At 67.0% G+C, this 20905-nt stretch carries 20 protein-coding genes; 18 read left to right on the forward strand and 2 right to left on the reverse strand.

From position 1 onward, the window contains the following. From ASD42_RS00555 to ASD42_RS00590, 8 genes are all read left to right on the forward strand, one after another. On the forward strand, positions 1 to 1008 hold the full coding sequence (locus ASD42_RS00555) for a LacI family DNA-binding transcriptional regulator (RefSeq protein WP_056809076.1): 1008 nt from the start codon (positions 1 to 3) through the stop codon (positions 1006 to 1008). A 137-nt stretch (positions 1009 to 1145) separates the two neighbouring features. Next, positions 1146 to 2603 (forward strand): aldehyde dehydrogenase family protein, encoded by a 1458-nt coding sequence (locus ASD42_RS00560; protein WP_056809078.1) that lies wholly within the window; start codon positions 1146 to 1148, stop codon positions 2601 to 2603. 65 nt (positions 2604 to 2668) lie between these two features. After that, complete coding sequence (locus ASD42_RS00565; RefSeq protein WP_056809080.1) at positions 2669 to 3862, forward strand: amidohydrolase family protein; 1194 nt, start codon at positions 2669 to 2671, stop codon at positions 3860 to 3862. Beyond that, complete coding sequence (locus ASD42_RS00570) at positions 3859 to 5286, forward strand: FadD3 family acyl-CoA ligase (protein ID WP_056809081.1); 1428 nt, start codon at positions 3859 to 3861, stop codon at positions 5284 to 5286. The genes ASD42_RS00565 and ASD42_RS00570 overlap by 4 nt, the downstream gene beginning before the upstream one ends. A gap of 30 nt (positions 5287 to 5316) precedes the next feature. Beyond that, the gene (locus ASD42_RS00575; protein ID WP_056809084.1) at positions 5317 to 6573 is read left to right on the forward strand and encodes an amidohydrolase family protein; all 1257 of its coding nucleotides are present in this window, start codon (positions 5317 to 5319) and stop codon (positions 6571 to 6573) included. A 35-nt stretch (positions 6574 to 6608) separates the two neighbouring features. Continuing rightward, on the forward strand, positions 6609 to 6911 hold the full coding sequence (locus ASD42_RS00580; protein WP_056809085.1) for a DUF4286 family protein: 303 nt from the start codon (positions 6609 to 6611) through the stop codon (positions 6909 to 6911). After that, positions 6911 to 8044: an acyl-CoA dehydrogenase family protein gene (locus ASD42_RS00585; protein WP_056809087.1), complete on the forward strand. Its 1134-nt coding sequence runs from the start codon at positions 6911 to 6913 to the stop codon at positions 8042 to 8044. The genes ASD42_RS00580 and ASD42_RS00585 overlap by 1 nt, the downstream gene beginning before the upstream one ends. Beyond that, the gene (locus tag ASD42_RS00590) at positions 8041 to 9288 is read left to right on the forward strand and encodes an acyl-CoA dehydrogenase family protein (RefSeq protein WP_056809089.1); all 1248 of its coding nucleotides are present in this window, start codon (positions 8041 to 8043) and stop codon (positions 9286 to 9288) included. Before ASD42_RS00585 ends, ASD42_RS00590 begins: the two co-directional genes overlap by 4 nt. A 42-nt stretch (positions 9289 to 9330) precedes the next feature. Here ASD42_RS00590 and ASD42_RS00595 read toward each other — a convergent pair whose 3' ends face one another. Both ASD42_RS00595 and ASD42_RS00600 read right to left on the reverse strand, forming a co-directional pair. After that, a complete protein-coding gene (locus tag ASD42_RS00595) occupies positions 9331 to 10536 on the reverse strand; it encodes a CaiB/BaiF CoA transferase family protein (RefSeq protein WP_056809092.1) in 1206 nt (401 codons plus the stop codon). Continuing rightward, the gene (locus ASD42_RS00600; protein ID WP_056809094.1) at positions 10536 to 12053 is read right to left on the reverse strand and encodes an aldehyde dehydrogenase family protein; all 1518 of its coding nucleotides are present in this window, start codon (positions 12051 to 12053) and stop codon (positions 10536 to 10538) included. Before ASD42_RS00600 ends, ASD42_RS00595 begins: the two co-directional genes overlap by 1 nt. A 198-nt stretch (positions 12054 to 12251) precedes the next feature. Here ASD42_RS00600 and ASD42_RS00605 point away from each other — a divergent pair, with 198 nt between their 5' ends. The 10 genes from ASD42_RS00605 to ASD42_RS00650 all read left to right on the forward strand — a co-directional run bounded on the left by ASD42_RS00605 (position 12252) and on the right by ASD42_RS00650 (position 20904). Beyond that, entirely contained in the window at positions 12252 to 13058 is an 807-nt protein-coding gene (locus ASD42_RS00605; protein ID WP_056809096.1) for a TauD/TfdA dioxygenase family protein, read from the forward strand. Then, the gene (locus tag ASD42_RS00610) at positions 13055 to 13759 is read left to right on the forward strand and encodes an SDR family NAD(P)-dependent oxidoreductase (RefSeq protein WP_056815064.1); all 705 of its coding nucleotides are present in this window, start codon (positions 13055 to 13057) and stop codon (positions 13757 to 13759) included. The genes ASD42_RS00605 and ASD42_RS00610 overlap by 4 nt, the downstream gene beginning before the upstream one ends. 64 nt (positions 13760 to 13823) lie before the next feature. Then, positions 13824 to 14684, forward strand: coding sequence for a mycofactocin-coupled SDR family oxidoreductase (locus ASD42_RS00615; protein WP_056809098.1), 861 nt, complete (start codon positions 13824 to 13826; stop codon positions 14682 to 14684). A 14-nt stretch (positions 14685 to 14698) separates the two neighbouring features. Beyond that, complete coding sequence (locus ASD42_RS00620; protein ID WP_056809101.1) at positions 14699 to 14890, forward strand: ferredoxin; 192 nt, start codon at positions 14699 to 14701, stop codon at positions 14888 to 14890. 12 nt (positions 14891 to 14902) lie between these two features. Next, positions 14903 to 16264 (forward strand): cytochrome P450, encoded by a 1362-nt coding sequence (locus ASD42_RS00625; RefSeq protein WP_056809102.1) that lies wholly within the window; start codon positions 14903 to 14905, stop codon positions 16262 to 16264. Between the two features lie 8 nt (positions 16265 to 16272). Continuing rightward, on the forward strand, positions 16273 to 17931 hold the full coding sequence (locus ASD42_RS00630; RefSeq protein ID WP_056809105.1) for a thiolase C-terminal domain-containing protein: 1659 nt from the start codon (positions 16273 to 16275) through the stop codon (positions 17929 to 17931). Between the two features lie 40 nt (positions 17932 to 17971). Further along, positions 17972 to 18475 (forward strand): DoxX family protein, encoded by a 504-nt coding sequence (locus ASD42_RS00635; protein WP_056809107.1) that lies wholly within the window; start codon positions 17972 to 17974, stop codon positions 18473 to 18475. Between the two features lie 28 nt (positions 18476 to 18503). Beyond that, positions 18504 to 19316: an NAD(P)-dependent oxidoreductase gene (locus tag ASD42_RS00640; protein WP_056809109.1), complete on the forward strand. Its 813-nt coding sequence runs from the start codon at positions 18504 to 18506 to the stop codon at positions 19314 to 19316. Beyond that, positions 19313 to 20134, forward strand: coding sequence for an NAD(P)-binding domain-containing protein (locus ASD42_RS00645; RefSeq protein WP_235569249.1), 822 nt, complete (start codon positions 19313 to 19315; stop codon positions 20132 to 20134). Before ASD42_RS00640 ends, ASD42_RS00645 begins: the two co-directional genes overlap by 4 nt. Continuing rightward, the gene (locus ASD42_RS00650) at positions 20131 to 20904 is read left to right on the forward strand and encodes an enoyl-CoA hydratase/isomerase family protein (protein ID WP_056809114.1); all 774 of its coding nucleotides are present in this window, start codon (positions 20131 to 20133) and stop codon (positions 20902 to 20904) included. Before ASD42_RS00645 ends, ASD42_RS00650 begins: the two co-directional genes overlap by 4 nt. Position 20905: the final 1 nt, after the last annotated feature.

The following is a 20905-nucleotide window of genomic DNA, read 5'->3' on the forward strand; positions in this document are numbered from 1 at the left end:
ATGGCCGCTCCCGCTCCCGATCGTGACGCGACGAACGTCGGGAAAAGCGCGCGGCCCACCCACGCCGACGTCGCCCGGCTGGCGAACGTGTCGACCGCGACCGTCAGCTACGTCCTGAACAACTCCGCGGGCAAACGGATCTCCGCACGCACCAGAGAAGCGGTCTACCGTGCCGCAGGACAACTCGGCTATCGCCCCAATGTCGCCGCGCGCAACCTCGCGCGTGGCGGGAGCGGGGTGGTGCTCTCCGTGCTGCCACGGGTCGCGGTGGGCGACATGCCGATTCAGGCGGGCAGCCTGATGGCCACCGCACTGGCGCAGCACGGTTTGCTCCAGGTGCAGATCTTCGAGACCGAGGACCACGAGCGAGTCATCGACGCGATCGACAACCTCGATCCGATCGCGGTAGTGAGCCTGTTCCCGTTGAGCAGTGACGCACGCGGCAAGGTGCAGGCCGCGAAGGTGCCCCTGATCGAGATCGGGCTGCTGCCCGCGCTCGGCGACCCTTTGCTCACCGTCGGGGCGTTGCGCGTCGATCACCTGGTCTCGCGTGGGCACCGCAGGATCGCGTTCGGGCGCACCGACGTCGCCAAATGGCGTGCCCTCGGCGACTATTGGCTCCAAGGAATCGTCGACGCCGCGCGCGCGCACGACCTGCCGCCGATCACGGTGGACGAGGTCACCGCGAGCAATGCGGCCGAGGTGGTCACCGGCTGGGTGCGCGACGGGGTGAGCGCGGTCTGCGCGCAGAGCGACGAGATCGCGGGTCTGGTGTTGCACGGTCTCCGGGAGGCGGGTTTGCGCTGCCCGCACGACCTCGCCGTGATCGGCATCGACGCCAATCCCATGGGGGCGCTGTGTGATCCGCCGCTGACCACGGTGGAGTACAACCCCGCCGCGGTCGCCGACGCCGCGATCGCCGCTGTCCTCACCGAACTGGGATATCCGGCACCGCCCGCTCCCCAACCGACCGATGTCGCCCACCTGATCGTGCGGGCTTCCACCTAGCTTCCCGGTTCCTCACCAGAGGCCGTTCGGGGTCTGGACACCCCGATGGTTATGCGCTTAACCTAGCGACGACGGTGGATTGCGCGTACCGAATCCGTTGCGCTCGAGAACACCGCTGACACGCGAGGAGCTACACCATGACCGTGCAGAATGTGCTGGACGAAATCCGCAACCGACCGGGCACCGGAGACGCGATCCCCGTCGTCGATCCCGTCACCGAGGAACAGCTCACCGAATTCACCGACGGCGGCGCCGAAGCCGTCGACGACGCCGTCGCACGGGCGAAAGCGGCGTCGAAATCCGGCATCTGGAAGAACCTGGCGGGCAGCGAGAAGGCCAAGATCCTCTGGCGCGTCGCGGATCTGATCGACGAGAACACCGAGTTGCTGGCCGACCTCGAATCGGCCAACGCCGGAATCCCACAGAACCAGGCCGCGCTCACCGTTGGCATCGGTTCGGAATGGTTCCGCTACTACGCCGGTTGGTGCACCAAGATCGACGGCATCGCTCACGACGTGAACGCCGGCGGGCTCACCGGCGTGGAATCGCGACAGCACGGCTACACCCTCAAGGAGCCCTACGATGTCGTGGGGCTGATCTTCCCGTGGAACGGGCCGGTCTTCAACTACTGCGCCAAGGTCGCTCCCTCCCTCGCGGCCGGGTGCAGCAGCGTGGTGAAACCCGCCGAGGAGACTCCTCTTTCGGCGCTGGTACTCGACCGGCTCCTGGCCCAGGCCGGCGTACCGGAGGGCGTGGTCAATCTGGTCAACGGCCACGGACACACCACCGGCGCGGCGATCACCGCGCACCCGGACGTGGACAAGGTCGCCTTCACCGGCTCCACCGAAGTCGGCCGGGCGATCGTGCAAGCCTCGGCGGCGAGCAACCTCAACAAGATCACCCTCGAACTCGGCGGCAAATCACCGGTGCTGATCTTCGACGACGCCGATCTCGATATGGCGATCATGATGGCCGGATTCGGCGCCTTCGTACATTCGGGCCAGGCGTGTGTGTGCGGTTCGCGCGTCTTCGTGCAGCGCGGCTCCTACGAAAAGGTCGTGGCGGGCATCGCGAACCTGGCCGACAACATGAAGATGGGTGGGCCCAAGGAAGAGGGCACCATGGCAGGCCCGCTGATCAGCGCCAAGCAGCTCACTCGGGTATTGGGTTATGTCGATCAGGGCAAATCCGAGGGCGTCGAGTTCGTGGCCGGCGGTCAGCGTCTCGATCGAACCGGGTACTTCGTGCACCCCACCGTGGCCACCGGTGTCGACCCCGCCACCAGCCGCCTCTACCGCGAGGAGATCTTCGGCCCGATCGTCACGATCCTGCCTTTCGACACCGAAGAGGAGGTCGTCGCGATGGCCAACGACAGCACCTACGGCCTGGCCGCCACCGTCTGGACCAAGGACCTCGGCCGTGGCCATCGACTGGCCAAACAGCTGCAAGCCGGCACCGTCTCGTTGAACTGCCAGATGGTGTTCGACCACTCCATGCCCTTCGGCGGCTACAAGCAGTCGGGCTGGGGCTACGAAGCAGGCAAGGCGGGGCTCGAGGCCTACCTGCAGACCAAGACGGTATGGGCGCAAATGTAGCTATCGAATATTGCCATGCGCATCTTGTGAGAATATGATTCTCATAACCCAACAAGGAGGCTCTCATGACGCAGCTGGATCTGCCGTATCAGTTGTTCGACGCGGACAACCACCTCTACGAAACCAAGGAGGCGCTGACCAAGTTCCTCCCTGCGGAGTACGAGGGGACCATCAAGTACGTCGAGATCAACGGGCGCACCAAGATTGCGGTCCTCGGCCAGATCAGCGAGTACATTCCCAACCCCACGTTCGAGGTTGTCGCCCGTCCCGGCGCGATGGAGGACTACTTCAAGAACGGCAATCCGGAGGGCAAGAGCAAGCGGGAGATCTTCGGCAAGTCGATGCGCTCTATCCCGGCCTTCCGTGAGCCGGGCGCGCGTCTGGAGCTCATGAACGAGCTGCAGCTGAATCGCTCGCTGATGTTTCCCACGCTGGCCAGCCTCGTCGAAGAGCGGATGCGTCACCACCCCGATCTGATCCACGCGGTGATTCACTCGCTGAACCGGTGGTTGCTCGAAACCTGGGGCGAGGACGGTAATTTCGTCTACAAGGACCGCATCTTCACCGTCCCGGTGGTGAGCCTGCCCATCGTCGAGAAGGCGATCGAGGAGCTCGACTGGTGCGTCGAGCACGGCGCCAAGGCCATTCTGGTGCGCCCGGCCCCGGTCCCCGGTCTGCGCGGGATGCGCTCGTTCGCGCTGCCGGAGTTCGACCCGTTCTGGAAGCGGGTGGTCGAGCACGACATTCTCGTCACCATGCACTCCTCCGACAGCGGCTATTCGCGCCACAACGCCGAGTGGGAGGGCTCCAGCCTGGAGATGCTGCCGTTCCAGACGAACACCTTCCGGATGACCACCGAATGGCGCCCGATCCAGGACGCGGTGGCGTCGTGGGTGTGCCACGGCGCGCTGTTCCGCTTCCCCGAGCTCAAGGTGGCGGTCATCGAGAACGGCGCGTCGTGGCTGGCGCCGCTGCTGGAGAATCTGGCCGATGTCGCCAAGAAGGCGCCGGAGGGCTTCGGCCATCAGGACCCGGTCGAGGCGCTCAAACGCAGTATCTTCGTCAGCCCGTTCTGGGAAGAGGATCTCGGCGGGATCGCCGACCTCATCGGAGTGGACAACGTCCTGTTCGGCTCCGACTACCCGCATCCGGAGGGCTTGGCCGAGCCTGCGCGCTACATCCATGAGATCAAGGATCTGAGCCTGGAACACCAGGCCAAGATCATGGGTGGCAACCTCGCGAGGCTGCTGAAGGTATGACATGGGAGACCATCCCGCAGATGGTCCTGAGCGCCGGCGATCGCTTCGGGGATGCCGAAGCGATCGTCGACGGACCACTGCGGTTGAGCTTCACCGACCTCGCGGACCGAGTGCGCAGGGCCGCGGGTGCGTTCGCGGCCGCGGGCATCGAGAAGGGCGATCGGGCGGCGATCTGGGCACCCAACTCGGCCGAGTGGATCATCGCCGCGTTCGGGCTGGTCACCGCGGGGGGCGTGCTGGTACCGATCAACACCCGATTCAAGGCCGAGGAAGCCGCCGACGTCGTGCGGCGCAGCGGCGCCGAGCTGCTGTTGGTGCAGCAGGGCTTCCTCGGGACGGACTACACGGGCCCGCAGGGCGTCCCGGTGATCGATCTGAAATCGGACTTCCTCGCCAGCGGTAAACCTTTCGAACGGACGATGAACGGCACCGACATCGCCGACATCATCTACACCTCGGGCACCACGGGTCGCCCCAAGGGCGTGATGATGAATCATCGGCAGACCCTGCGGCTGTACGCGGAATGGTGCGATCTGGCCGACCTGCGCGAGGGTGACCGCTATCTGATCGTCAACCCGTTCTTCCACACCTTCGGCTACAAGGCGGGGGTGATCAGCTCGCTGATCCGCGGCGCCACCATCCTGCCGGTGCCGGTGTTCGAGATCGATCGGGTGCTCGAACTCGTCGAACGTGAACGGGTGACGATGCTCCCCGGGCCACCCACCCTGTATCACGCCCTGCTCGACGCTCCCGATACCCACGATCTGTCGTCCTTGCGGACCGCGGTCACCGGGGCCGCCGATATTCCGGTCGAACTGATCAGGCGGGTCAAGACCGAACTGCCGTTCCAATCGATCATGACCGGCTACGGGCTCACCGAAGCCGGAACCGCGACGGCGTCCCGTCCCGGCGACAGCTTCGAGCAAGTCGCGACCACCGTGGGAACCCCGTGTGACGGCGTGGAGGTGCGCATCGCCGAGGACGGCGAAGTGCTCGTCCGCGGATACTCCGTCATGCAGGGCTATTTCGACGATCCGGACGCGACCACGGCGACCATCGATGCCGACGGATGGCTGCACACCGGCGACCTCGGCAGTCTCGACCTGGACGGCCGCCTGCGGATCAACGGGCGCAAGAAGGACATGTTCATCGTCGGCGGCTTCAATGCCTATCCCGCCGAGGTCGAGGCCTTCCTGCTCGAACACCCCGCCGTGGCCCAGGTCGCTGTGGTCGGCGTGCCCGACGAGCGGCTCGGACAGGTCGGCCGTGCCTTCGTCGTCGCGAAAAGCCCGGTGTCGGAGGCGGAACTGGTGTCGTGGGCCCGCGATCGGATGGCCGGCTTCAAGGCACCCCGATCCGTGCGGTTCCTCGACGAGTTACCGCTCAACGCCACCGGCAAGGTCATGAAAGACCAACTGCGTTAACCGTATTCGCCTGACTCCGAGGAACCCTCCATGAACTTCACCGACATGATCCTGGTCAGCATCGATGACCATGTGGTCGAGCCTGCCGATATGTTCGCCCGGCACACGCCCAAGAAGCACGCCGAGTACATCCCGAAACTGATCACCAACGACCAGGGCGTCGATCAGTGGGTCTATCGAGGTAAGCCGGTGGGTGTCACCGGCTTGAACGCGGTGGTGGGGTGGCCGAAGGAAGAGTGGGACAAGAATCCGGCCCGCTACGCCGAGATGCGTCCGGGGGTCTACGACATCCACAGCCGGGTGGCGGACATGAATGCCAACGGCATCTTGTCCTCGATGTGCTTTCCGACCTTCGCCGGCTTCAGCGCCGGACACCTGAGCCAGTTCAAGGACGAGATCACCATCGCGGTGATCTCGGCCTACAACGACTGGCACATCGATGAATGGTGCGCCACCTACCCCGGCCGGTTCATTCCGAATGCCATTCTCCCGCTGTGGGAACCGGCGCTGGCCGTCGCCGAGATCAACCGGGTCGCCGCCAAAGGATTCCGCGGCGTCACCATGCCCGAACTCCCCCACATCGACGGACTGCCCTCCTATCACGACGGCGAGTACTGGGGCCCGGTCTGGGCCGCGCTCGCCGATACCGGGCTGGTGATGAACCTGCACATCGGACAGGGTTTCGGGGCGCTGCGGTTGGCGCCGAACGCGCCGATCGACAACCTCATGTGCCTCGCGCCGACGGTGTCCCAGATCGCGATCCAGGATCTGCTGTGGGGTCCGGCGCTGCGTACCTATCCCGGTCTCAAGGTCGCGCTGTCCGAAGGTGGGATCGGGTGGATTCCGTTCTACCTCGACCGCTCCGACCGCCACTACACCAATCAGAAATGGCTGCGCCGCGACTTCGGCGGCCGGATGCCGAGCGATGTGTTCCGCGAGCACGTCATGGCCTGCTATGTCACCGACCGCAATTCGCTCAAGATGCGCCACGAGATCGGCATCGACATCATCGCGTGGGAGTGCGACTACCCGCATTCGGATTCGCTGTTTCCCGATGCCCCGGAATTCGTCCTGGAAGAACTCACCAGCGCCGGCGCCGATGACAGCGATATCCGTCAGATCACCTGGCAGAACGCCTGCCGATTCCTCAACTGGGATCCCTTCACCCATATCTCCCGCGAGGAGGCGACGGTCGCGGCACTGCGGAACAAGGCCCGCGATGTCGACCTGACCATCCGGCCTCGCGCGGAATGGGCCGAACGCTATGCCGCCCAGCACATCAGCTGATCACCCGAACAACCGAACAACCGAAGGACGTTGTCATGCACCTGATCGTTTTCTCCAGTCCGCGCGCGGGTATGGACGAGGAATACAACACCTGGTACACCGAGGTCCACATCCCCGACATGCTGGCGATACCCGGGGTCAAGTCCTGCAACCGATTTCGCGCCCAACCGGTAGGCGGGCAGCCCCCGGAATTCGCCTATCTGGCCGACTACGATATCGACGGCGACGCCGGTCCGGTGCTGAAGGAAATCCAGGCCCGCTCCGCTGACGGGCGCATCCAGCTCAGCCCGTCCATCGACCCGGCAGCCATGAAAGTGACTGTCTGGGAATCACTCTGATGGACTTCGAGCTCTCCGGTGACCAGCGGTTGTTCCGCTCGACCACCCGCGAATTCCTCGCGAAATCCGTTCCCCTCGACGTCGTGCGCGACCTCGCCGCGTCCGGCGTCGGGTTCGATCGCGAGTGGTGGCGGCAAGGTGCCGAATTGGGCTGGACCGCACCGCTGGTCCCGGAGCGGCTCGGCGGCGGATCGGTCTCGGCGGTGCCGATGGCCGACCTCGCACTGGTCGCGATGGAGTTCGGGCGGGCCTGCGCACCGGGCCCGCTCGTCACCACGAGTGCGGTGCTGACCTCCCTGGTCAGGGAGCAGAACCGCTTCGTGGACCTGCTCGCCACGGTGTGCAGTGGTGACACCATCGCCGCCTGGGCACATTACGAGCCGGGGCACGGACTGGAAGCCGCGGCGGTCGACACCCTCGCGGTGCCGGAGGGCACCGGCTTCCGGATCTCCGGTGTCAAGGACCGGGTGGAGTGTGGCGATCAGGCGGACGTGTTCCTGGTGTCGGCCCGCGGTCCCGACGGACCGGTCCAGGTCCTGATCGCCGCCGACGCACCGGGGGTCACCGTCATCCCGACCTGGACGCTCGACCTCGTACGCCGCACGGCGAAGGTCTCCTTCGTCGATGTCGTGGTCGGCGACGACGCGGTGGTCCAGCGCTATCCGGGCGAGACCGCCTCGGCACTGGATACCCAGGTGCAGGTCGCCGCCGCGCTCACCGCCGCGGAGTCGACCGGCGCGGCCGAGCACGCCTTCGAACTGACCGTGCAGTGGATGTCGGATCGCTACACCTTCGGTCGGCAGTTGGCGTCCTATCAGGCGCTCAAACATCGTGCGGCAGAACACAAGACCTCGCTCGAGGCCTGCTGTGCCACAGCGTGGGCCGCTGCCAACTCCTTCCACGGCGACCCGATCAGAACTGCCGAAGCCGTCAGTGTCGCGAAGTCCTATATCGGCGCTGTCGCCCCCGGCCTGCTCCAGGATTGCGTGCAGATCCACGGCGGTATCGGGGTGACCTGGGAACACGACATCCATCTCTACCTGCGGCGGGTCACCCTCGGGCGCGCGCTGTACGGAACGCCGGAGGAGCATCGGCGTCGCCTCACCGATCTCCTGGACAGGAAGGTCGCATGACCGAACAGAGCACCGCCGATCTCGAGCCCGTCGACGAGTTCCGCGTTCGCGCCCGACGGTGGTTGTCGGACAACTTCACGCCCGCACCACCGAACCAGCACGGAGAGACCAGTAAGTCCGAGGCCTCCTGGCAACGCGCCAAACAGCTGCAACGCCTCCTGTACGACGGCGGCTTCGCGGGGATCTGCTTTCCGAAGGAGTACGGCGGGCTCGGCCTGACGCCCGCGCATCAGCGGGTGTTCAGCGAGGAGTCGCGCGCCTACGAAATGCCGCTGGCACTCAACATCCCGACCCTGACCATCTGCGCGCCGACGATTCTGGACATCGGCAGCGAGGAACAGAAGCGCACCCATCTCTCGGCGGTGCTGCGTGGTGAGGAACTGCTCGTGCAATTCCTGTCCGAACCGCGCGGTGGCTCGGACCTGGCCGGACTGACCACCCGCGCCGAACGCAGGGGCGATACCTGGGTTCTCAACGGCGCCAAGATCTGGAGCTCAGGGGCCTACGCCGCCGACTACGGTCTGTGCCTGGCCCGCACCGACTGGGGGGTGCCCAAACACGCCGGGCTCACCATGTTCCTGGTTCCGGTACACGCGCCGGGTGTCACCGTCCAGCGGATCACCCAGGTCGACGGGTCGCAGGAGTTCTGCCAGGAATTCTTCGACGATGTCGTGCTGCCCGCCGATGCGGTGCTCGGCGAGGTCGACGCGGGCTGGGCGACCGCGAACCGGCTGCTGAGCCACGAGCGCAGCGCGGTCGGAGGCGCGTCGCCCTACGCCAGCGGTGTCCAGACCCACAGTGGGCGCGACGTGTCCGCGCTCATCGAATTGGCAAGACGGACCGGACAGTTGGACGATCCTCGGGTCAGGGAAGACATCGGCGAGGCGCGGGCGCTGAACATGGTGCACGATCAGCTGATCGCCCGCGTGACCCGCGGCATCGCGGCCGGGGCGCTCGTGCCCGCGGCCGGATCGATGGTCCGCCTGTTCAGCGCCCAGAATTCGTGGCTGCAAGCCGATATGGCGGTGCGGATCGCGGGCGCCGCGGCCGCCACCGGTGCGGACGTCGAGGACGCCGGAGCAGGCCGGGCCGGACAGGACTACCTGATGCGGCAGGCATGGAGTCTGGCCGGCGGCAGCACCGAGATGGCTCGCAACATCATCAGCGAGCGGGTACTCGGCATGCCCCGCGAGGCGGCCGCCGACCGGGGTCTACCGTTCGATCAGGTCCAGCACGGCCGTTAGAGGGCTCCGGCGGCGACCGAGCGGCCGCCGCCGGAGATTGCCCTAGGTGATCGCGCCCGCTGTCTTGAGGGCGATGACCCGTTCCCAGTCCAGTCCGAGTTCGAGGAGGATCTCCTCGGTCTGCGCGGCGAACTCGGGGCCGGGCGCCAACTCGGGCGCGGTGACATCGAATTGCACCGGGTTGGAGACCAATTCGAGCTCACCGGCTCGTACCAGGTATTCGTTGGCCCGGATCTGCGGGTCGTCGCCGACCTGCAGGCTGTCCTGCACCGGCGCCCACGGTCCGGACAGGGTGGTCAGACGCTGGGTCCACTCGGCGAGGGTTGCGCTCGCGAACGCCTCCCGCAGGATCGCCACAGCCTCCTGCGTATTGGCCGCGATATCCGCGGCGGTGCCGAACCGGGGGTCCGACGCCAGCTCCGGACGGCCGATATGACGGCACACATCAGCCCAGAATTTGGTGGGCTGCAACATCACCAGCGACAGGTAGCGACCGTCCGCCGTGGCGTACAGGCCCGAGAGCGGATTGGTCGGCGCGCCATGGGCGCCCGGCACCGGTGCCACCATCGGCTGCCCGAGATGCGCCGAGAGGGCGATGGTGTGGCCCAGCGCCCACAGACCGCTGCCGAGCAGCGAGACATCGACCACCGACGGCTCGCCCGTGCGTTCCCGCTTGAGCAGCGCGGCCGCGATACCCCCCGCGAGGTTCGTCCCGGAGATGGTGTCGCCGAAGGCGGGTCCCGGCGGCGAGATCATGCCCTCGGTGCCCGGCGGGGTGATGGTGGCGGCGACCGCACCGCGGCACCAGAAGGCGGTCATGTCGAACCCGCCCTTGTCCGACTCCGCGCCGCGTGGGCCGAGCGCACTGCCGCGGGCGTAGACGATCTTCGGGTTCACGGCGCGGATGTCGTCCACGTCGATCCCGAATTTCGTGCGCGCCTGGGGCAGAAAGCTGGTGAGGAACACATCCGCACCACGGGCGAGCTCGTGGATAACCTCGCGCCCCTCTGGCACCGACATGTCGACGCCGATGCTGCGTTTGCCCCGATTGGCATGTTCGACATTGGGATTGGGGTCACCATCGACCCGGAAGCGCCCGATCTGTCGAAGGCCGCGTTGCGGATCGCCAGTGACCGCGTGTTCGACCTTGATGACATCGGCGCCCCAATCGGCCAGCACCGCTCCCGCCGACGGCACGAAGCCGTACATCGCGACCTCGAGTACGCGAATTCCCTCCAGCGGCCGCACTACTCGGCCCCGCCCGACGCTTCGCTCAACCCGACTACCGCGGCGTAGGTCTTGCTCTCCAGGAATTCCTCGAGCCCGGCGACGCCGCTTTCTCTGCCGATTCCCGACTGCTTGAAACCACCGAAGGGTGCGTCCGGCGAGAAGTAGTTGCCGCCGTTGATGCTGAAGGTACCGCTGCGGATCCGCCGGGCGAGCGCGAGCGCACGGTCGGCATCGGCGCTGAAGATCGCACCGGAGAGGCCGTAGATCGAATTGTTGGCGATGCGCACGGCATCGTCGTCATCGTCGTAGGGAATCACGACGAGCACCGGTCCGAAGACCTCTTCCTGGGCGATCTCGCTGTCGGGGTCGACACCGGCGAGCAGGGTCGGCGCGTAGAAGAAGCCCGGGTCGACCTTGGTGCCACCGGTGACCAACGTGGCTCCGGCGGCGACCGCGCGCTCGACCAGGCCGTGCACCTTGTCGCGCTGTTTCGCGCTGATCAACGGCCCCATATACGTTTTCGGGTCACTGGGGTCGCCGCTGCTGACCCAGCCGAGATTGGTGGCGACCAGCTCGACGATCTCGTCGTGGCGGGCCCGCGGCACCAGCAGCCGGGAGGTGAGCGCACAGCCCTGTCCGGCGTGCGTGCAGATGGTGAACGCGGCGAACACGGCCGTGGTGGCGAAGTCGGCGTCGTCGAGCAGGACCATGGCCGATTTGCCGCCCAGCTCGAGGAAGACCCGCTTGAGCGATTCGCTCGCCGCCGCCATGATCTGGCGCCCGACCGGGGTGGAGCCGGTGAAGGTGATCAGGTCCACGTCGGGATGGGTGGTCATCAGCTTGCCGATCGCGACATCGGCGGCCGACAACACGTTCACCACGCCGGGCGGGATGTCGGTGTGCTCGGCGATCAGTTCACCGAGTGCGAGCGTGGCCAGCGGCGTATCGGGGGCTGCCTTGAGCACGACCGTGCAGCCGGCGGCCAGGGCGGGCATGAGTTTGGCCAGGGCCAACTGGTGTGGGTAGTTGTAGGCCACGATCGCCGAAACGACTCCGGCCGGTTCCTTTTCGATCCAGCGCCGGTGGCGCTCACCACGGATCTCGAGCTCGCCGAGTTCCTCGGTCAACGAGTACGCGGGCAGGAGATCGGCGTAGTAGCGAGCGATCTCGATCGGGAAGTCGAGTTGGTTGCCGTGGGTGAGGCGGCGGGTGGCGCCGACCTCGGCGATGGTCAGTTCGCGCAGGTCCTCCACGTTGTCGAGCAGTGCCCGATGGAGTTGGTCGAGGCAGCGGGCCCTGAACGCGGCATCGGTCGACCAACTGGTGGTGTCGAAGGCTCGACGGGCGGCGGCGATGGCCGCCTCGGTCTGTTCGAGCGTGGCTTCGGGCGCGTAGCCGTATACCTCGCCGGTCGCGGGATTGAGCGAGGCGAACGTGTGTTCCGCCTCGACCAGCTGTCCGTCTATCAGCAACCGCTTGGTGACTGCCGTGGTCGGCGCCGACGCGCCGACCGAGTCCGTGTCCTGGGATGACATCCCGTCTCCTCGCTGAGCGTTGGAAATGTGATTCTCACTTCAAGAGAACAATATATCCATACACTTCGGCGCGTATCAGCCGAATGCCGCGACCCACGCCCCGATCAGCAGCACGCCCTTCGCAAAAAGGGCGATATCAGGCCTTGCGAAGGAACTCTCAGCGAGAGTACGGTTCTCGCAACTGGAAGGGAGATTCTTGTGATCCACACTACAGCGCTGCGTCCCACGATCGGGGTGGAAGTCACGGGCGTCGCCGATCTGCACGACGAGACGGTGGTCAGCCGGTGCCTCGAGGCACTGAAATGGCGCGGTGTGCTGGTCGTGCGCGGTCTGCACCTCGACGACGACGCGCAACTCGCGTTCTGCCGCGAGCTGGGCACGGTGTTGGCCCCCGGCGGCCGGGAGATCTTCACGATCACCCTCGATCCCGCGAAGAACCGGGCGGCCAAATACCTGGAGGGCACGTTCTTCTGGCACATCGACGACACCACCAACGAGGTGCCGGCCAAGGCCACCGTGCTCACCGCTCGCCATGTCGCCATGGAAGGCGGCGGCACCCAGTTCGCCAGCACCTACGCCGCCTACGAGAACCTCCCCGAAGCGGACCGCAAGCGCTACGAGGGGCTGCGGGTGGTGCACAGCTTCGAAGCGTCGCAGCGACTGGTGCACCCTGATCCGACACCCGAACAGGTCGCCGACTGGCGTACCCAGCCCTCCCACGAGACGGCCCTGGTCTGGGAGCGCGCGGACGGCCGCAAGTCCCTGGTGATCGGCGCCACGGCCGATCACATCGTCGGCATGGATCCCGAGGAAGGTCGGGCGCTGCTGGACGAGTTGCTCGACTGGTCGACACAGGAGCGTTTCGGCTACACCCATGACTGGTCCGTCGGCGACCTGGTGATCTGGGACAACACCGGAATCCTGCACCGGGCGTTGCCCTATCAGGCGTCCTCCGAACGCGAGCTGCACCGGACCACCCTCGCCGGCGAGGAGGCGTGGGCGTGAAAACCGCAGTGGTCACCGGCGGCGGCTCCGGCATCGGACTCGCTGTCGCGCAACGACTCAGGGCCGACGGGTATCACGTCGCCACCCTCGATCTGCGGCCGACCGAAACCGAATTCGCCCACGCCGCCGATGTCGCCGATCCCGAGCAGGTGCGCGACGCGCTCGACGCGGTCCGCGCCACGCTCGGTCCGGTGACGATCCTGGTCAACGCCGCGGGGCTCGACGGCACCGGCCGATTCGTCGATATCGACTTCGCGCAGTGGCAGCGGGTGGTCGACGTCAACCTCAACGGCGTCTACCACTGCATTCAAGCCGTCCTGCCCGACATGCTCGAGGCCAAATGGGGACGCATCGTCAACATCTCCTCGTCGAGCACACATTCGGGTCAACCGTTCATGGCGCACTACGTCGCGGCCAAGTCCGCGGTGAACGGGCTGACGAAGTCGTTGGCGCTCGAACTCGGTCCGGTGGGCATCACGGTCAACGCCGTCCCGCCCGGTTTCATCGACACCCCGATGCTGCGCAAGGCCGAGTCGGCCAAGCTGCTCGGCGGCACGATCGACGACCACATCCAGCGCACCCCCGTGCGGCGAGTGGGGCAACCCGAAGACATCGCCGCCGCGTGCTCGTTCCTGATCTCCGAGAGCGCCGGGTACATCACCGGGCAGATCCTCGGCGTCAACGGCGGACGCAACACCTAGCCGTACCAATCCAGACAACGGGCTCACCTTCCGGTGGGCACCGCACACACCGAAAGGAATCCCCGTGGGACGCGTCGAGGGCAAGGTCGCCTTTATCACCGGAGCCGCACGAGGCCAGGGCCGCAGTCATGCGGTGCGTCTGGCCGCCGAGGGCGCCGACATCATCGCCGTCGATATCTGTCAGGACATCGACTCCATTGGATACCCGCTGTCGCGTCCGGAGGACCTGGACGAAACGGCCCGACTGGTCGAGAAATCGGGGCGGCGCATCGTCACCGTCCAGGCCGATGTGCGCGACGCCGCACAGATGCGCGACGCCGTCGCGCACGGGGTGCAGGAGCTGGGCCGCCTCGACATCGTGGTGGCTCAGGCCGGAATCGCCGGGATGAAGGGTGAGCCGCAGTGGCAGGCCTGGACCGATGTGCTCGACACCAACCTGACCGGCGTGCTCAACGCCATCCACGCCGGGCTGCCCCATCTCGAAGCCGGCGCCTCGATCATCGCCACCGGCTCCCTCGCCGCGCTGATGGATATCAGCAAGGTGGACCAGCCGGGCAAGGATCCGGGCGGCGTCGCGTACATGGTCGCCAAGCGCGCGCTGTCGATGATCGTGCACGAACTCGCCACCCACATCGCGCCGAAGAAGATCCGCGCCAACGTCATTCACCCGACCAACTGCAACACCCCGATGTTGCAGAGCGAGCCGATGTACCGCTCGTTCCGTCCCGATCTCGAGCATCCGACCCGCGCGGACGCCGAACCCGCCTTCCACACCATGCAAGCCATGCCGGTCCCCTATGTCGAGCCCGAGGACATCAGCGACGCGGTGCTGTTCCTGGCATCCGACGAGTCCCGTTTCATCACCGGCACGCAGTTGCGGGTGGACGCGGGCGGATATCTGAAGTGGTACGACTACCACGCCTGAAAGGAATTCCCGCTGTGAAGGTTCGAGTCGATTCAGAGCGCTGCCAGGGCCATACCCTGTGCGCGATGACCGCTCCCCAATCATTCGAGTTGAGCGAGTTCGACGGCCATTCGTCGCCGGTCAGCGAGGATGTCTCGCCCGACCAGGAGGAGCAGGTGCGCGAAGCAGCTCACTCCTGCCCGGAACGCGCCATCGCTATTTCCTGAGAGGACACCGCCATGAGCGTCAACGATGTGGCGACCGACGAGGCACGCAAGAAACCGAATTTCTCGTTCGATCGATTCGCCCCCGGATACCGCGACGAATTCGTCGCGACCACCGAATCCATGCAGGCACAATGCCCGATCGCCTGGACCGACACCCACGACGGGCACTGGGTCGCGGCGGGCAACCGTGAAGTCTTCGAACTCGCACGCTGCCCGCACATCTCCAACGACCACGATACGGCCGGGGTGCGGCGCGGCTACAAGGGCATCTCCATTCCGAAAGCCCCACGGGCCAGCGGGGTTCGGGGCGGCATCCTGGAAATGGACGAGCCCGAGCATCGCGAGGTGCGTTCGGCGCTGAACCCCTACCTGTCCCCCGCCGCCGTCGCCCGCTGGATCCCGTTCATCGACGAGATCGTGCGTGCCGCGATCGATGAGAAGATCGAGTCGGGGCGGATCGATTTCGTCGACGAGCTGGCCAATATCGTGCCCGCCGTGCTGACGCTGGGCATGTTGGGCATCCCGCTCGCGAATTGGACGATCTACAACGAGCCGGCCCATGCGTCGGTGTACACCCCGCCGGACTCCCCAGAGTATCCGCGGGTGGCGGAGATGCACCGGACGATGGGAATCGATCTGCTGCAGAATCTGTTCGAGATCCGGGAGAACCCACGACCCGGCCTGATCAACGCGATCAACAACGCGACGATGAACGGCGAACCGCTTCCCGATATGGAAATGCTCGGCATGCTCGGGCTGCTCATCGGCGGTGGCTTCGACACCACGACCGCGCTCACCGCCCATGCCCTGGAGTGGCTGTCGGAGAACCCGGACCAGCGCGAGACGCTGAGCCGGGAGCGAGACGATCTCCTCGATTCCGCGACAGAGGAATTCTTGCGCTACTACACGCCCGCCCCGGGCGACGGGCGCACGATCGCCGAGGATTGCGAGGTCGTCGGCACCGAGTTCAAGGAAGGCGACCGGGTGTGGCTGTCGTGGGCGATGGCCAATCGTGATCCGGCCGTCTTCGACGACCCGAACGAGGTCATCCTGGACCGACGACGCAACCGGCACTACAGCTTCGGGCTCGGCGTCCACCGGTGCATCGGTTCGAACGTGGCGCGCACCGTGTTCAAGCGCATGCTGCTCGCCGTTCTCGACCGGATGCCGGACTACCGCTGCGATCCCGAAACCACGGTGCACTACGACACCATCGGGGTCATCCAGGGCATGCGGCACCTTCCGGCGACGTTCACCCCAGGACCACGCCTCGGGCTCGGGCTCGACGACACGCTGGTGAAACTGCAGAAGATCTGCGACGAGGAGCAACTCGCGGCACCCGTCACGGCCCAGCGGGACGCCGGCACACAGTGAGGAACGAGATGTCGGAGGCATCGGGGCGGCCACTGCCCCTGGTGACCGCGGAGAACGAATTCTTCTGGACCGCAGGCGCCGACGGTCGCCTGCGGATCCAGGAGTGCGGTTCTTGCGCGGCCCTGCTCCATCCACCGCAGCCGGTGTGCCGGTACTGCCACGGGCACACCCTCGGTGTCCGCGATGTCTCCGGCTTCGCCACACTCATCGGCTTCACCGTCAACCAACGGTTCAGCGTGCCGGGGCTGACCGCGCCGTATGTCGTGGCCCAGGTCGCGGTCGAGGAGGATCCCCGGGTCCGGCTCACCACCAATGTGGTGGGCTGCGATCCGGCCGACCTCGTGCTGGGGATGCGAATGGAGGTCGTCTTCGAACAGGACGCGGACGTGTGGTTGCCGCTGTTCCGGCCCACCGCCGAGCAGCCGGAACCCGCGCCCCTGCCCACCGACGAGATCGAGCCGCACCGGTTCGGCGAGCACGTACGGCCGATGATCGGCCGGGACAAGTTCGAGGACAAGGTCGCCATCACCGGCATCGGCATGTCGGATATCGGTCGGCGCCTGATGGTTTCGCCGCTGTCGCTGACGATTCAAGCGTGCGAGCGCGCCGTCGCCGATGCCGGTCTCACCATGGCCGACATCGACGGCCTGTCGACCTATCCCGGTGGCGGCAATGTCGGTGGTTTCGGCGAGGGCGGGGTGAGCGCGCTCGAGGCCGCACTCGGCCTCCGACCGACCTGGTACAACGGCGGTTTCGAGACCTTCGGTCCCGGCGGGTCGGTGATCGCGGCGATGCTGGCCGTCGCCGGCGGTCTGGCCCGGCACGTGCTGTGCTTCCGCACCGTGTGGGAGGCGACGTACAACGAGCTGATCCGCACCGGCAAGATCACGCCGACGGGCGGCCGGACGACGAGTTGGATGATGCCCTTCGGCGCTACCTCGGCCGCGCATACGTTGGCGCAGAACGCCCAACGGCATTTCCACCGCTACGGCACCACCAGGGAAACGCTGGGCTGGATCGCACTGAACCAACGCGCCAACGCCGAGCTGAATCCCACCGCTGTCTATCGCGATCCGCTCACGATGCAGGACTACCTCGAGGCCAGACCGGTGACCACGCCCTTCGGGCTCTACGACTGTGACGTCCCCTGCGACGGGGCTGTCGCCGTGCTGGTCTCGGCGATCGACACGACACCGGATCTGGCCAAGCCGCCGGTGCGGGTGGCCGCGGTCGGTACCCAGATCCTCGAACGGATCGAGTGGGACCAGAGCACCCTCACCCATGAACCGCAGGTCCTCGGCCAGGCCGCGCACCTGTGGTCGCGTACCTCACTACGCCCGGCCGATGTCGATGTCGCCGAACTGTACGACGGATTCACCTTCAACTGCCTGTCCTGGATCGAAGCACTCGGCTTCTGCGGGATCGGCGAGGCCAAGGACTTCCTCGACGGCGGCAAGAACATCGCCCGCGACGGCCTGCTCCCCCTCAACACCCACGGCGGCCAGCTCTCGCACGGCCGGACTCACGGCATGGGGTTGTTGCACGAGGCGGTCAGCCAGCTGCGCGGGGACGCCGGGCCGAGACAGGTCGCCGGTGCGCGGGTCGCGGTGACCAGCAGCGGTGGTCTGACGCCCAGCGGTGTGCTCCTGTTGACCAGCGAGAACTGATTTCGATCGAGCCGCGCAGTCGTGGCTCAGGAGGTAACCCATGGATGTCACCGATGTGGCGCCGACCCTGCTGCGGCTGGTCGTCGGCGCCACGATGATCGCGCACGGACTCAATCATTGGCTCGGTGGCGGCCGGATCGCGGGCACGGCCCGCTGGTTCGCCGGCCTCGGCCTGCGCAACGGCGTCTTGCAGGCATGGGCGAGTGTGCTCACCGAGGTCGGGGCAGGCGTGCTGCTGATCCTCGGCCTCGGTACGCCACTGGCGTGCGCGGCGGTGATCGCGGTGATGCTCGTCGCCGGGTTGCTCGCGCACCGGGCGAACGGATTCTTCGTGTTCAAGGAGGGGTACGAGTACGTGCTCGTCTTGGCGGTGGTGGCGCTGGCGCTGGCCTTCCTCGGACCGGGGCGGCTGTCGATCGACCATGCCGCCGATATCACCGTCACCGGCTGGGCGGGCGGCGGCATCGCCCTCGGCGTAGCCGTCGTGTCGACCGCGGGACTGCTCGCGCTGTTCTGGCGTCCACAGCCCGAACAGACTGCGTGAGCGGCACATTCGAACTGGAGGTGCGCTGATGCGCGTCGGATTCATCGGATTGGGTAGTCAGGGTGCGCCGATGGCGCAGCGGATCGTGGCGGCCGGGTACCGGACCACCCTGTGGGCCCGTAGACCCGCCACGCTCGAGCCTTTCGCCGAGACCACGGCCGAAGTCGCGCACACACCGCGCGCCCTCGCCCAGGCCAGCGACTTGGTCTGCCTGTGCGTGGGCAACGACGCCGACATCCGCGACGTCCTGACCGGCCAGGACGGGGTACTCGGCGGACTGGCTCCGGGCGCGATCGTGGCCGTGCACAGCACGATTCATCCCGACACCTGCCGCGAACTCGCCGACAAGGCCGCGGCACTGGGTGTCACGTTGATCGACGCGGCGGTCAGTGGTGGCGCGCCCGCGGTCGCCCAGGGGCGTCTGCTCGTCATGGTCGGCGGCCCGACCGAAGCGGTCGATCTGTGTCGACCGGTGTTCGAGACCTACGCCGATCCTGTTGTGCACCTGGGCGATATCGGGGCAGGCCAGGTCACCAAACTGCTCAACAATCTGTTGTTCACCGCCAATCTCGCGACCTCGGCGAGCACCCTGGCGCTCGGCCGCGACCTCGGTGTCGACGAGGCCAAGCTCGGCGAGGTGATCGCGCACGGGTCGGCGAACAGTTTCGCCCTCGGCCGCATCCTGGCGGGCACCATGGCCCGGATCGGCGAGCACGCCGGGCACACGCTGCGCAAGGACATCCAGCTACTCGCCGATCTCGCGACCGGGTCCGACGCGGACACCGGTGTGGCGCTGACCGCGGCCGATGCCACGCTGAACCTGATCGGTCACGCTCGGTGACTGCCCTTCGGGTGGGGTTCGTCGGGGTGGGGCGAATGGGCGCTCCGATGGTGCGCCGCCTCGTCGCGGCCGGACACGAGGTGCGCGCGCTCGGGCGGTCCAGCGGGGCGCGCAAGCGGGTGACCGCGTCGGGCGCCGAGCCGGTGTCGTTCACCGCGGCGGTCGGCACCGGGGCCGCCGCGGTCGTGATCTGCGTGTTCACCGATGATCAGGTCCGTGAAGTCTGTCTCGACACTCCGTTGCTGTCGAGCATGCCGGCAGGGTCGGTGCTCATCGTGCACACCACCGGTAGCCCACGAACCATCGAAGATGTCGCCGCGCTGGCCGCTACTCGCGATATCAGCGTCGTGGACGCTCCCATCAGTGGCGGACCACCCGATATCGACGCGGGCGCCCTCACCCTGTTCGCCGGCGGCACCGAGAAGGCCGTCGCCCGTGCCGGACCCGTGTTGCGATGCTACGGCGACCCGGTGTTGCACGTGGGCCCACTCGGCACGGGGCAGCGGGTGAAGCTGGTCAACAACGCGCTCTTCGCGGCCCAACTCGGCCTGGTCACCGAAGCCGTCCAGTTGGCCGCCCGACTCGGCGTGGACGAATCGACCGTACTCACGGCCCTCCAGCACGCCAGCGGGGCCAGCCGCGCCGCCGCGAGCGTCGCGGCCAAGGGCTCGGTGGCCGCGTTCAGGGCCTCGGTCGGCGAATTCATCCGCAAGGACGTCGCCGTGGTGCGCATGCTGGCCGCCGAACTCGGCGCGCCCATGGGCGCACTCGACACCGCCATCGACGCGCAATTCCTCGATTCGGAGCGCAGGCCATGACCTCGGCCGACGGCGCCGAGCTCCTGCTCGGCCGCCACGGCCATGTGATGATCGCGCGCCTGAACCGGCCCGCGTCACGCAATGCCTTGACCCGCACCATGATCGACGGGCTCGGCGCGGCGCTGATCGCCGCCGAAGCCGATCCCACGGTCCGGGTGCTGTTGCTCACCGGGGCCGGTGATCGCGTCTTCTGCGCCGGAACCGATCCCCGAGCCTTCACCGACCGCGCCGACTTCCTCACCGGTCCGCCGTACGCCGCGTTCGTCCGACTGGCCATGGGCCGGCACAGCATTCCTGTGGTCGGTGCGGCCAACGGCACCGCAGTGAGCGGCGGGCTGGAACTGCTACTCGGCAGCGACGTCATCATCGCCTCGGCCACGGCGAAGTTCGGGTTCCCCGCGACCGGTCGCGGATTGTCCCCTGGCGGCGGCAATGCGCGGGTCGGCGCCAAGATCGCGCTCGGCCCCGCCGTGGCGTTGCTGCTCAGCGGGGAACTGATCACCGCGGAGCAGGCGCTCCGGGTCGGGTTGGTCGCCACGGTCACCGCGCCCGATGAGGTCTTCGAGACCGCGTTGGCGCTGGCCGAGACGATGGCCGCCGTGCCGCTGGACCCGGACGCTGTCGACGAACCGGCACGGGTGGCCCGCACCGACACCGCCCGCGACACCCGCAGACTCAGCCATTGGCAGTCGGTGATCAGCACCGAGTCCGATGCCGATGGCGTCCTGTCGTTCCTCGACGAGCGGGGACCCCGCGGGGAGGACCGCTGAT

This window comes from Nocardia sp. Root136, assembly GCF_001427185.1.
Lineage (GTDB): Bacteria > Actinomycetota > Actinomycetes > Mycobacteriales > Mycobacteriaceae > Nocardia > Nocardia salmonicida.